This is a genomic window from Pseudobacter sp., from assembly GCF_051955275.1.
GTDB lineage: Bacteria > Bacteroidota > Bacteroidia > Chitinophagales > Chitinophagaceae > Pseudobacter.
In genome coordinates, this window is record NZ_JBQCGW010000164.1 from 1 (window position 1) to 12,844 (window position 12,844).

13 protein-coding genes and 1 tRNA gene are annotated in these 12,844 nt (G+C 45.5%); 11 read left to right on the forward strand and 3 right to left on the reverse strand.

Going from position 1 to position 12,844, the window contains the following annotated elements; all coding sequences use genetic code 11:
* The 5 genes from ACTHMC_RS13930 to ACTHMC_RS13950 form a co-directional block, all read left to right on the forward strand.
* Positions 1 to 290 (forward strand): hypothetical protein (locus ACTHMC_RS13930; RefSeq protein ID WP_440413865.1); only part of this gene is annotated, 290 nt, incomplete at its 5' end.
* Positions 291 to 302: 12 nt separating this feature from the next.
* Entirely contained in the window at positions 303 to 2,804 is a 2,502-nt protein-coding gene (locus ACTHMC_RS13935) for a S8 family peptidase (RefSeq protein ID WP_440413867.1), read from the forward strand.
* 10 nt (positions 2,805 to 2,814) lie between these two features.
* The gene (locus ACTHMC_RS13940) at positions 2,815 to 3,084 is read left to right on the forward strand and encodes a helix-turn-helix domain-containing protein (protein WP_440413869.1); all 270 of its coding nucleotides are present in this window, start codon (positions 2,815 to 2,817) and stop codon (positions 3,082 to 3,084) included.
* A complete protein-coding gene (locus ACTHMC_RS13945) occupies positions 3,084 to 3,314 on the forward strand; it encodes a hypothetical protein (RefSeq protein ID WP_440413871.1) in 231 nt (76 codons plus the stop codon). The genes ACTHMC_RS13940 and ACTHMC_RS13945 overlap by 1 nt, the downstream gene beginning before the upstream one ends.
* A gap of 78 nt (positions 3,315 to 3,392) precedes the next feature.
* The gene (locus tag ACTHMC_RS13950; RefSeq protein WP_440413873.1) at positions 3,393 to 4,388 is read left to right on the forward strand and encodes a hypothetical protein; all 996 of its coding nucleotides are present in this window, start codon (positions 3,393 to 3,395) and stop codon (positions 4,386 to 4,388) included.
* A gap of 272 nt (positions 4,389 to 4,660) precedes the next feature.
* On the opposite strand, the gene ACTHMC_RS13955 is transcribed toward ACTHMC_RS13950, so the two are convergent.
* The 3 genes from ACTHMC_RS13955 to recQ form a co-directional block, all read right to left on the reverse strand.
* Positions 4,661 to 4,897 (reverse strand): hypothetical protein, encoded by a 237-nt coding sequence (locus ACTHMC_RS13955; protein ID WP_440413875.1) that lies wholly within the window; start codon positions 4,895 to 4,897, stop codon positions 4,661 to 4,663.
* A 186-nt stretch (positions 4,898 to 5,083) separates the two neighbouring features.
* A tRNA-Phe gene (locus tag ACTHMC_RS13960) sits at positions 5,084 to 5,156 on the reverse strand.
* Between the two features lie 125 nt (positions 5,157 to 5,281).
* A complete protein-coding gene (recQ, locus tag ACTHMC_RS13965; RefSeq protein WP_440413877.1) occupies positions 5,282 to 7,573 on the reverse strand; it encodes a DNA helicase RecQ in 2,292 nt (763 codons plus the stop codon).
* A 381-nt stretch (positions 7,574 to 7,954) separates the two neighbouring features.
* Between recQ and ACTHMC_RS13970 the strand changes: the two genes are divergently transcribed.
* From ACTHMC_RS13970 to ACTHMC_RS13995, 6 genes are all read left to right on the forward strand, one after another.
* Complete coding sequence (locus tag ACTHMC_RS13970) at positions 7,955 to 8,929, forward strand: KpsF/GutQ family sugar-phosphate isomerase (protein ID WP_440413878.1); 975 nt, start codon at positions 7,955 to 7,957, stop codon at positions 8,927 to 8,929.
* Between the two features lie 22 nt (positions 8,930 to 8,951).
* Positions 8,952 to 10,034: a mannose-1-phosphate guanylyltransferase gene (locus tag ACTHMC_RS13975; RefSeq protein ID WP_440413880.1), complete on the forward strand. Its 1,083-nt coding sequence runs from the start codon at positions 8,952 to 8,954 to the stop codon at positions 10,032 to 10,034.
* A gap of 1 nt (position 10,035) precedes the next feature.
* Positions 10,036 to 10,752, forward strand: a complete 717-nt coding sequence (locus ACTHMC_RS13980) for a 3'-5' exonuclease (RefSeq protein ID WP_440413881.1) — start codon at positions 10,036 to 10,038, stop codon at positions 10,750 to 10,752.
* 6 nt (positions 10,753 to 10,758) lie between these two features.
* Positions 10,759 to 11,145 (forward strand): RidA family protein, encoded by a 387-nt coding sequence (locus ACTHMC_RS13985; RefSeq protein WP_440413882.1) that lies wholly within the window; start codon positions 10,759 to 10,761, stop codon positions 11,143 to 11,145.
* 9 nt (positions 11,146 to 11,154) lie between these two features.
* Complete coding sequence (locus ACTHMC_RS13990; RefSeq protein ID WP_440413883.1) at positions 11,155 to 11,508, forward strand: MmcQ/YjbR family DNA-binding protein; 354 nt, start codon at positions 11,155 to 11,157, stop codon at positions 11,506 to 11,508.
* 117 nt (positions 11,509 to 11,625) lie between these two features.
* Positions 11,626 to 12,789 (forward strand): methionine aminotransferase, encoded by a 1,164-nt coding sequence (locus ACTHMC_RS13995; RefSeq protein ID WP_440413885.1) that lies wholly within the window; start codon positions 11,626 to 11,628, stop codon positions 12,787 to 12,789.
* The last annotated feature ends 55 nt before the right edge of the window (positions 12,790 to 12,844 follow it).

Genomic DNA, 12,844 nt, shown 5'->3' on the forward strand with positions numbered 1-12,844 from the left:
ACCCCGAATCTTTGGATAAAGCGCTATTCCGGAGATTCGATGATATTATCCTCTACCCATTTCCTACAAAAGAAGAAATTCACCAGCTTTACAAAAAGGAACTCTCTGATTTTAAGCTTTCCAAGAAATTCAATTTTAAAAAGGTTGCTGAGGAATCAATAGGATTGAGCTATGCGGATGTTCACAGGATTTGTGAGGATATGTTAAAAGACTATTTGGTCTACGGGGCTGATGAAGTTTCTGAGGAACGCTTAATAGCTTACGCCCAGCAGCGAAAAAAACCATTCTAACTGTTTGCTGCTATGCCCCTCTTTTTACGGAATCACATTGTCATTAATGGTCGAACCGAAACCTTGCCCTATACCAGTCCCAACACGGGTAGGTCAAAAGTTGTTGCGCGTCCAATTGGAAACAGGCAACAGCACGGCGAAAATATTAGACAGCAATTTGAAACTGCGGTTGATGATTTTAATCAAGATCATTCGGATGAGGACACCGACTTTGTGTATGTAGTTTTCAAATCCCCTTTAGATGTATTACTGGATATTGATAAATTCGACAAAGGGAATTTCCGGCTTGCTTCCTACAAAAAAATTCCTGCCAATGATGCAGATGGCACAGAACACGATTTCTATGAAGCCACTGTTTGCCTGAATCGCCGTGCCGTCGCCCAGTTTTTATCTAAAGTCGAAGCGTACCTAAACCGAACAACCCCATTAACCTATAATGATGATGGGACAGTAAAGGGGGGTGGTAATCCTTTCAATCAAACTTTAATAGCTAATATTGAAGAAATAAGGGCAGCTACTCTACAAAGTTTTTGGCAAGAACCGGAACTGGCCTTCCCTGGCTTAAATGAGGATATTTGGTGGGAAGTCTGGTTAAGTCGGGATGTTGCAGATAATATACAAAAACCTATAGGCAATTTCTTACCAGCCCTTCAGGATGCAGGCGTACAGATTGGTGATAGATTCTTGCAGTTTCCTGAGCATTGGGTGTATTTGATGAGAGCTACCGCATCAGAACTCAGCGCAATCCTATATTCTGATAAACTTGCTGAAATTAGAAAACCGAGAGATACGGCCGACTTCTTTACTACGTTAGAGCGACAGGAGCAAGCTGGATGGATCGCAAATTTAGTTGGACGCACTGATAACTTTTCAGCGCAAAATAATGTAGCAGTGTGCCTACTTGATACGGGCGTTAACCGTAATCACCCTCTTTTAGAAAATTTAATTCCCCAGCGAAACTTAGATACAATAAACCCAGCCTGGACTGTGGCTGATACAGGAGGGTTATACGGACACGGCACACCAATGGCTTCATTAGCACTTTATGGTGATTTGACGGATGTTTTAGGCAGCATGGGGAGAGTACAAATTTATCACCATTTTGAAAGTATTAAGTTCATTAATCATAATGCTCCCCACGATCCCGCATTATACGGAGCAGTTACTCAGGAGGCTATAGCCAGGGGTGAAGTAATTAACCCCGGTTTTAAAAGGATAATTTGTATGGCCGTAACCTCTGCTGACAACATTCATCGAGGCAGGCCAACCTCATGGTCAGCGGCAATAGACCAAACTTTATTCGGCTCAACAGATGAACCAAATGATAGGTTATTGATGGTTGTTTCTTCTGGAAACCTGCCACTTGATGAAAGGATAAACTACCCACTTAGTAATGCTGATTTTACAATCCAGGATCCTGCGCAATCTTACAATTCCATAACAGTTGGTGCGTATACATTAAAGGATATAATTGATCTGCAAGCATTTCCTGATGCGGAATTACTGGCACGAAGAGGAGCAATGTCTCCATGTAATACTACATCTATTGGCTGGCTACATGAATGGTGTAAAAAGCCTGATATTGTTATGGAAGGAGGAAACCTCGCGCTACAAAACGGCGGAACGATAAATCCAGATTCGTTAGTATTGCTTAGCGCTTCCAGGGGTGGCCTGGGCCATAGTTTATTGACTACCTTCAACGATACTAGTGCCTCAACCGCCTTGGCCTCAAAATTCCTGGGTGAATTATATGTGGCTTATCCTGCCTTAATGCCTGAAACGATCAGGGCATTGACGATTCATTCCGCTGTCTGGACACCAGAAATGCTAGCAAACCGTTCAATTAACCAACTTACTTCTTTAGAAAAAGAAAGGTTATTAGCAAACGTAGGCTACGGTGTACCAAACATGGAAAAAGCCAGATACAGTGCAAATAATTCCCTTTCAATGATCATTGAAAGAACTTTAACCCCTTTCAAACTTGATGGTTCAGCAGTAAAAACAAATGAATTTCATTTATTTGATCTGCCATGGCCCGTTGAAGTTCTGCAAGAGCTGCTGGGAACTATTGTTAATTTCAAAATCACACTATCGTATTTTATTGAACCCAACCCAGGCAATAAGCAATATGAGCTTTCTGCAAGCTATAAATCGCACGGGCTGCGATTTAAAATGATCAATCCTAATGAAAGTGAGCAAGCATTTAGAGGGCGTATAAGCAGATCATTACGTGACGAAGGTTATGTAGGGGAAGGAAGAGATCAGTGGATATTAGGTAGCCAGCTACGTGATAAAGGCTCAATTCATAAAGATATATGGGAAGGAACAGCAGCGGATTTAGCTACCAGGAATAAAATAGCTGTTTATCCGATTGGCGGCTGGTGGAAAAACAGAAAGAAACTAGGAAGGTATAATAGTTCAGTAAACTACAGCCTGGTAATGACAATTGAAACCCCAGCAGAGAACACCGATATTTATACGCCAGTTTTGAACCAGATTACCATTGAAATTTAATTACTAACCCATGCAAGTAGTCTGCCTCCAGGATGAAGCATTAAAGGCCCTTACTGACAGGCTTGTTGAATATGTGAAGGCAAAGCACCTGGTTAAAGAGGATAAATGGATATCCGGCGAGGAAGCCATGCAAAAGCTGCGTATAAGCAGTAAGACAACATTGCAGAAGTTACGGGATGAAGGAAAGAACAGGTTTAGCCAGCCGGAAAAGAAACACATCCTTTATGATGTTGATTCCATCAATGACTACCTTAACAAACACGCCAAAAACACTTTCTAATGGAACAGGAGTTCATTAAAGGATTCAACAACGGTTATCTACTGGCACAATACGAGCCAGAATTATTAAATAAACTGCTCCCTGATCTCAAGCCAGGAAACAACTATGTAGATGGGATGCTTTCAGGCAAGGAGCAGCATGATATTGACAAAATCCGTCAACCTCAAAAAGATGTGCCCAGTAATAATACACCAGATAAAAACAAGAAGGACATAGAATGGGAAAGATAGAAGTGTATTTGCACGATAAATAGATGGAATTATAGAATAGTTCCTAAATAATAAGCTATAGTATGCAATCGAAGCTGTATGGAGTTTAAGCAACGTACATTAAAGCAAATCGCAGATATGATTTGCGGAAATTTTAAAGCGGATGAAGGCTTCTTTCGTTATCGCAGTAGTATGTTCATAACAGAATTTTTTCAGAACAGTGATACTGACTATACGCATGACGGCTCCACTCGAAATGCCTGGGTTGCTTCAACCTTACAACAAATATTAAAAGAACCACAGCCCAATGCTACAGCTCCACCTGAAACTTTTTCGAGAGTAATCAGAGTTCTTATGGATCAAGGTGACGCTGTAAATGAAGGAATTGAGCGTCCAGGGGCCTTAGCCTTACTTAACGCTGCATTAACTCGTGAAGGGTATGAAGCTTTCTACGCGCCAGACAACAAATGTTATTTAAGGCATATCTCAACCAATACTATTGCAATTGCTTCACCGAATCCACACCGCCCGTTTTCCCAAGTGGAACTACAAAGGCGTGAACAGTTAATAACATATCTTGATAAATGTTCAGAAGATGAATTGATAGAAGAAGTATTGCAACCGCTATTTCGCCAACTTGGCTTTCATCGAATAACCGTTGCAGGACATAAGGATAAGGCGTTGGAATATGGCAAGGATTTATGGATGAAATATACGTTGCCAACTCAACATATCCTTTATTTTGGTATTCAGGTAAAAAAGGGGAAACTAGATGCTGCCGGAGTTACTAAATCTACGAATTCAAATGTTGCAGAAATTCATAACCAAGCATTAATGATGCTTGGACATGAAATTTTTGATCCCGAAGTTTCCAGAACCGTATTGGTTGATCATGCCTTTATTGTTGCGGGTGGAGAAATAACTAAAGCAGCAAAAAACTGGATAGGAACCCAGCTAGACAACGCAAAAAGGAGCCAGATTATGTTCATGGATAGGGATGACATTTTAAACCTATGTGTCGCAACGAACTTGCCTTTGCCAGATGGAGCTTTGCCAAAAAAAACAATGATCCAGGACAATGATTTGCCATTTTAGTTTTGCGCCTATTAATCATCCATCTTTAAATTCCTCAACGATTCATCCGTAACCAGGATCCTGCTTTTTGGCAGGCGTGGACTTATCTCTTTTATTAAGTCTGAGCGGATCTTTTTGCAATACATCCAGAGCAAGGCGGCTGGGTCACCGAATAGCGAGAATCTTTTGATACGGTCAATAAAGTAGATATAACATTCCGCCATAACATCTGGCTAGAAATAAAAGTTTGCGAACTTCTTGCACACATAGTTCCAGGATTCTTCTATCCATTGTTAGTTTAGAAAACCAATATCCATGTGAATTTGGCGAATGGCCTCAACTTGTGCGTTGTTGTATTCTGTGGTGCATTTTTTGGCTGCATTCTTTTTTCGCATGGCTTCAAGACGGGATTTCACGTAGTTCAATTCTTTGTGCAGTGTGTGGTAAAGGGCTAATCCAGCGGTATGTGCTCTGCCTTTTATTTCCTCATCTGCGGTTGATGCGTGTAAATCATTAATCGCTTTTAGCAATTCATTGCCAAGTCTCTCTAATGCTTAAACAGCATTGCTATCGTACAGCGGCGCAATTTCATCATAAATTTCTTTTATAGATCTCCGATTACCTTCCATGAAATCTCACTTGAGATTGTTTTAGTATTGTTGTAGTAGCACGAAAAAAGCGACTACCGCTTTCGCTATAATCGCTTCATTTTCCTGTGGTGTGGGACGGGATCGAACCGCCGACACAAGGATTTTCAGTCCTTTGCTCTACCGACTGAGCTACCGCACCATTTTGCCCGAAGTTAAGCTTTTCCCCCTATTCCTGCAACACTAAAACTTCATCGTTTGGGGTTGCAAAAATAGGGGGAATTATTATAAAAACCTGAAAACAATCAAATTATTTCAATCTTTTTCTTACATCCCGTACTGAGCCAGGAACTTGATCCGCATGATCTTCAATTGCTCCCAGTTGAAATTGCCGTCGGACAATTCCTGCTGCGCAACCTGTAAAGATGACGTCTCACAACCCTTGAAATACTCCAGGATATCCTCCTGCTCGTGCTCATCCAGCATTTCATCGATCGCATAATCAAGGTTGAGCTTGGTGCCGCTGGCCGCGATGGTTTCCATTTCTTCCAGCATCTCATCCATTCTCCAGCCTTTGTTCTTGGCGATGGTTTCCAGCGGAATGCGCTTGTCGGTCTGCTGAATGATATAAACTTTGTTACCGCTCTTGTTCACTACACTCTTCATCACAAAATCATCAGGGCGGACAATCCCATTATCTTCCACGTATTTGGCAACCATTTCAATAAAAGGTTTGCCGTAGCGGATGGCTTTGCCCTTGCTTACACCGGAGCATTTTTCCAGCTCTTGTGTATTGGTTGGATATAAAGTAGCCATATCCTGCAGGGAGGTTTCCAGGAATATTACAAACGGGGGCAATTGTTTCTTCTTTGCTTCCCGCTGGCGCAGTTCTTTCAGCATCTCAAACAACTTCTCATCCACGGCAGTACCTACAGCTGTTTCCGCGCCACCTTCTTCATCGTCTGCATTCGCTTCTTCGTATAGGTTATTCAGAACGATCGGGAACGATTTCGGCTTCTTGAGGAAGCCCTCTCCAGCTTTGGTGATCTTCAGAACGCCATAGTCTTCGATCTCCTTGCTGAGTAATCCGGCCAGCAACATCTGGCGGATCAGGGAACTCCAGTAATGATCTGGCTCGTTTTTACCGATACCGAATTCAGCAATGCCTTCATGACGGAACATCGTGATATTGGGCGTAAGCCTTCCGATCAGGATGTTAACGGTATAATCAGTAGCGAAGCGCTCGTCCAGGGCCTTGATGGCTTTGAGCACTTTCACGGCATTGTCCCTGGCTTCCACCTCTTCTTTAGGATGCAGACAGTTGTCGCACTCCCCGCAATTCTTAGTGGTATACTCCTCTCCGAAATAACTCATCAGCACTTTCCGGCGGCAAACGCCGCTTTCGGCGTAGGCTACGGTTTCATTGATGAGCTGAGCGCCAACCTCACGTTCGCTGAGTGGCTTGTCGCGCATCAGGTGTTCCAGTTTGGCTACGTCTTTATGAGAATAGTAAAGAATACATTTCCCTTCGAGGCCGTCACGACCGGCACGGCCGGTTTCCTGGTAGTAGTTCTCGATGCTCTTTGGGATATTGTAGTGGATCACAAAGCGGATATCCGGTTTGTCGATGCCCATCCCGAAAGCGATGGTGGCCACAATCACCTGCACATCTTCGTTCAGGAACATGTCCTGGCGTTCTGCGCGCAACTTGGAGTCGAGGCCTGCGTGATAGGCAACGGATTTGATCTCGTTGGCCACCAGCATATCTGCCAGCTCTTCGGTGGTTTTGCGGTTGAGGGTATAAATGATTCCACTCTTGTTCTTCATCTGCTTGATGAAGCGTACAATATTTTTATGTGTCTGGTCTTTCTTGATCTTGGGCAGGATCTCGTAATAGAGATTGGGCCTGTTGAAAGAAGAGATGTACACATTGGGTTCGTTGAGGCCGAGGTTCTGGATGATATCGCTTTTCACTTTCGGAGTGGCCGTGGCAGTGAGGGCAATCACGGGGATGTCCGGGTTGATCTGGGTCATCATCTCACGGAGACGGCGGTATTCCGGTCGGAAATCATGTCCCCACTCGGATATACAGTGTGCCTCATCTACAGCGAAAAAACTCAATTTAAGATCGGCGAAAAATTCCAGGTTTTCCTGCTTGGTGAGCGTTTCGGGTGCCACGTACAGCATTTTGGTGCGGCCGCTCTGGAGGTCTTCCTGAACGGTGCGGATCTCCTTTTTGCTCAGCGTGGAGTTCAGGAAGTGCGCTACATCATCTTTGCTGCTGTAACTGCGGACCAGGTCAACCTGGTTCTTCATCAGGGCAATGAGGGGGCTCACAATGATGGCTACTCCCGGACTGATCATGGCGGGCAGCTGGTAACATAAACTCTTACCACCTCCGGTGGGTTTAATTACAAAAGTGTCCTTGCCGCTGAGTAAGCTTTGGATGATGGCCTCCTGGTTGCCTTTGAAAGCGTTGAATCCGAAATGTTCCTGTAATGCTTCATGGAGAAATGCACTGGTGGGGGCTACATTCTTTGCAGAGCCGTTTGTGGATGATACGGTTGCGCTTTTTGTTCCTTTAACCGCTTTGGCGGTCTTTTTGGTCGTTGTTGCCATGCTCGTAAAATTTCCTTCACACAAATTGTTTCAACAATACCTGCTACTATCAGTTATTTATTATTGTTGTAAGAATCAGACATCTAATCATATAGATCTATGCACCAATCTAAGGTGTTGAATAGGAAAAGGACCTTTCGCACACTATTGCTCCGCAATAGAAATCGGTCTCATGTGGCTGACCCCCGTTAAAGGCCGTTGTTAGCTTGGTTAACGCTAAATCCCTGGTAATGGAGTACTGGTATCTAATTAAGGGTTGCGAATTTACTTTAAATTAATGGTTATGCAAATGATTTAACAGTATTGTTTCAACAATTCGCACCCTTGTTGCATTTAGCAATTTTCACATTACATTTTCGTAGGTTTGCGCCTAATTGAACTATGAACGCTGTGTCTTCTATTGATATTAAATCAGTTGCGCTTAGAACCATCCAGCAGGAGGCCGATGCCATCAATGCATTGAAGCCTATGATCGATGACCAGTTCGAAAAAGCGGTCCAGGCTATCCAGCATACCAAAGGAAGGCTGGTAATCAGTGGCATAGGTAAATCTGCCATCATTGCCCAGAAGATTGTGGCCACCCTCAACTCCACGGGCACTCCATCCATCTTTTTACACGCTGCAGACGCCATTCACGGGGATCTGGGGATGGTTCAGCAGGATGATGTGGTGCTGGTGATCAGCAAAAGCGGCGAAAGCCCCGAGATCAAAGTGCTGGTCCCCCTCATCAGGAACTTTGGCAACACCCTCATCGGGATGGTAGGAAATATGCATTCCTATCTGTCAAAGAATTCAGATATCGTTCTCAATACAACGGTTTCGCAGGAAGCCTGCCCCAATAATCTGGCCCCCACCTCCAGCACCACTGCGCAGCTGGTAATGGGAGATGCCATGGCCGTAGTGCTCATGGGCCTGAAAGGATTTGGCACCGATGATTTCGCCAGGTTCCATCCCGGAGGTACTCTTGGCAAGAAGCTCTACCTGCGTGTGGCCGACCTGTATATTCAGAACGAAAAGCCGGCCGTGCTCTCCTCCGCTTCCCTGAAAGAAGTGATAGTTGAGATCAGCCGCAAAAGACTGGGAGTTACCGCCGTTACCGATCCACAACAGCAACTGATGGGTATCATCACGGATGGTGACCTGCGCAGAATGCTGGAAAAAAGCGTATCATTGGAGAGCGTTACTGCAGAGGAGATCATGACCGTTCATCCGAAAACAATATCCCCGGATGCACTGGCCGTTGAAGCGCTCGATCTGCTCAGACAGTACGATATTACCCAGCTGGTAGTAACCTCCGGCACCCAATACCTTGGAATAATACACTTACATGACCTCGTTAGAGAGGGTCTGATATAGATAGCGAGTACAACCTTTCACAATGAACAAACATCATTACGTAGTGATCATGGCTGGTGGCATCGGGAGCCGGTTCTGGCCCATGAGCCGCAGCAATTATCCCAAGCAGTTCCTGGATATTCTCAATACGGGTAAAACCCTTATCCAGGCTACCTACGACAGGTTCGCTGCCTTTGTGCCCGCAGAAAATATCTATGTGGTTACCTCAGGAGAATATGTGAACATCGTGAAGACCCAGTTGCCCGATATGCCATTGCAGAATATCCTGGGCGAGCCTTCCCGCAAGAACACCGCTCCCTGCATTGCCTATATCTCCTTCAAATTACACCAGCTGGATCCCAACGCTACCATGGTGGTGGCGCCTGCAGACCACCTGATCCTGGATAATATCGCTTTCAATAAAGTTTGTCTGGAAGCTCTCAGTTTTGTAAATAAACACAATGCACTGATCACGCTCGGCATCAAGCCCACCTACCCCAACACCGGGTACGGGTATATCCAGTATGAACAGCACGAAGTGTCTGACAATGTTTATAAGGTGAAGACCTTCACTGAAAAGCCCAACCTGGAACTGGCAAAAGCTTTCATCGCCAGCGGCGAGTTCCTCTGGAATGCCGGTATCTTTGTCTGGCAGGTGAAAAATATCATCACAGCCTTCGAGAAATTCCTGCCGGAAATGTATGAAGTGTTCCAGGCAGAGCGTCAGCGCTTCAATACCCCCGAAGAAAATGCTGCACTACAGGAGATCTATCCTCTCTGCACCAATATCAGCATCGACTTCGGCATCATGGAAAAAGCAGACAACGTATACCTCATCCCCGCGGCCTTCGGCTGGAGTGATCTCGGAACATGGAACAGCGCCTACGAGAACCTGGAAAAGGATTACTACGACAATGCCGTGGCCGGTAATGAAGTGATGGTCTTCGATTCACGTAATAATATGGTACAGGCGCAGAACGATAAACTCGTGCTGCTGCAGGGTATGGAAGGCTTTATCATAGTGGACACAGAAGACGTACTGCTTATCTGCAGAAAAGAAAAAGAACAGGAGATCAAAGAATATGTTGCCGAAGTAAAAAGGAATAAAGGCGATAAATACCTGTGATATGGTCCCACTGAACAACATTCTCTTCCTCGATATTGAAACAGTTTCCCAGTACGCCACTTATGAGGAAGTACCGGAAACCTGGAAAGAGCTCTGGGCCAATAAGAGCGCCTTCCTGCTCCGGGGCAAAGAAGATGAAACAGTGGAATCCATCTATGGCAAATCCGCTATCTATGCAGAGTTCGGCAAGATCGTCTGCATTAGCTGCGGCCTGATCCAGGGCAACAGCGAAGGAAAGAAACTGATCCTGAAATCTTTTTTCGGGGACGATGAAAAGCTCATCCTGCTTCGCTTCTGCGAAATGCTGAAAAGATGGGCGATGGACTCCAACAAATTCCTTTGCGCCCATAACGGAAAAGAATTCGATTTTCCCTACCTCTGCCGCAGAATGATCATAAATGGCATGATCATCCCCCCCATCCTCAATACTGCAGGCAAGAAACCATGGGAAGTATCCCATCTGGATACCATGGAACTCTGGAAATTTGGAGATTTCAAGAACTATACCTCTCTCAATTTGTTAGCACATACACTCGGTATCCCCACACCCAAGGATGATATCGATGGTAAAATGGTAGGTGATGTTTACTGGAAGCAAAAAGATATCCAGCGCATAGCCACCTACTGTCAGAAAGATGTGGTCACCGCCACCCAGGTGTACCTGCGCCTCCATAACGAGGCTATGATCCTGCCCGACAACATCGAAATCAAAGACTGATCTGATATGCAAAGAACAAATTATTCTTCAGGAGCCAAATGGGAAGACATTATCGGCTACAGCCGCGCCGTGCGCGTAGGCAATACAATTGAAGTGACCGGAACCGTAGCCGTTGACGGCAACGGTCAGGTGGTAGGCCTCAATAACCCCTACGAACAAACGAAGTATATTTACCAGAAGGTTGAGAATGTGCTTGCCCAGGCCGGCGCCTCCCTCAAAGATGTGGTAAGATGCCGCATGTTTGTTACCGATATCAAACAATGGGAGGCATACGGAAAAGGCCATGCCGAGTTCTTCAAAGACATCAAGCCCTGCCTGTCCATGATCGAAGTAAGCGCCTTCATTGAACCGGAATTCCTGGTTGAAATTGAAGTGAGCGCCATCATTGCATAAATTCGTGGTATGAATATCGATACCCTCAGAGCATACTGCCTGGCTAAACCGGCAGTGGAAGAAACCCTGCCCTTTGGCCCCGATACCCTCGTGTTCAAAGTGGCAGGTAAAGTGTTCCTGCTGACGGGGCTGGACAGCGATCCGCTCAGCTTCAATGTAAAATGTGATCCTGATCTGGCCGTTGAGCTCCGCGAACGTTACGATGCCGTGCAGCCCGGTTACCATATGAACAAGAAACACTGGAATACGATCACCGTAGATGGTTCCGTATCGGGTAAGCTCCTCCGGGAGTGGATCGATCATAGTTACGATCTGGTGGTAAACAGCCTGCCTACGAAACTAAGGTCAACCATTAAAAAGTAGTTTGTTGCCAGCCGCTCGCGTCTCCGCGAGTGGCTTATATTCAGTCGCCGGAGGCGAACAAATATTTCTCACTCGCCAGAGGCGAGCGAGTGGTCTCCGATAACTAAATTTGCCCAAATGATCACTGTGAACAACCCTCTTGCTGTTAATTCCAAACTGCCTGACATTGGCACCAATATCTTTACCATCATGAGCGGCCTTGCCGCCGAATACAAAGCTGTGAACCTCGGACAGGGATTTCCCGACTTTCCCATGAGCGAAACACTTACCGGCCTTGTGAACAGTGCCATGAAAGACGGGTACAACCAGTATGCGCCAATGCCCGGCTGGATGAAGCTTCGCGAAGCCATTGCCGAAAAAATAGCCTTCCTCTACGGAACCAGTATAAGTCCGGATACCGATATCACCATTACGCCCGGCGGCACTTATGCCATTTACACGGCCCTCACAACGGTGCTGCAACCCGGTGATGAAGTGATCATCTTTGAACCGGCGTACGACAGCTATATCCCCAACGTGACCATCAACGGGGGTGTTCCGGTGCTGATCAACCTGGAGTTTCCGGATTATCGCATCAACTGGGAAGAAGTAAGAAGGAAGATAACGCCACGCACCCGCGTGATCATGCTGAACACACCGCATAACCCAACAGGTTCTGTGTTGAGAGAAGAAGATATCGCGGAATTACGCTCCATTGTGGAGGACACTAATATCCTGATCCTGTCAGACGAAGTGTATGAGCATCTCATCTTCGATAATATTCCTCACCAGAGTATGCTTCGCTATCCTGATCTGTTAGCCCGCAGTTTTGTATGCTTCTCTTTCGGTAAAGTGTATCATTGTACCGGCTGGAAGATGGGCTACTGTGTTTCGCCCGCCGTGCTTACCAAAGAGTTCAGGAAAGTACATCAGTTCAACTGCTTTTCTGTAAACACCCCGGCACAGGTTGGCCTGGCCGCCTTCATCAAAGACCGGGAATCTTATTTGTCCCTTTCACTGGAAATGCAAAAAAAGCGCGACTATTTCCAGGAGCTGATGTCTGCCACGCGTTTCACGGCCCTGCCCAGTTACGGCAGTTATTTCCAGTGTTACAAATACGACCGCATTAGTGACGAGAGTGATAAAGACTTTGCTATCCGCATCACCAAAGAATTCGGGATCGCTACTATTCCTGTATCGGCTTTCTACCGGGCAGGCAATAACAATCAGGTGATCAGGTTCTGCTTCGCCAAAAAAGAAGAAACTTTGGAACAGGCGGCGGAGCGGTTGAGGAAGATCTAAAATTACTCACGGAATTGCAGTAACTCACCAGAGGCGAGTTACTGCAATTCCGTCG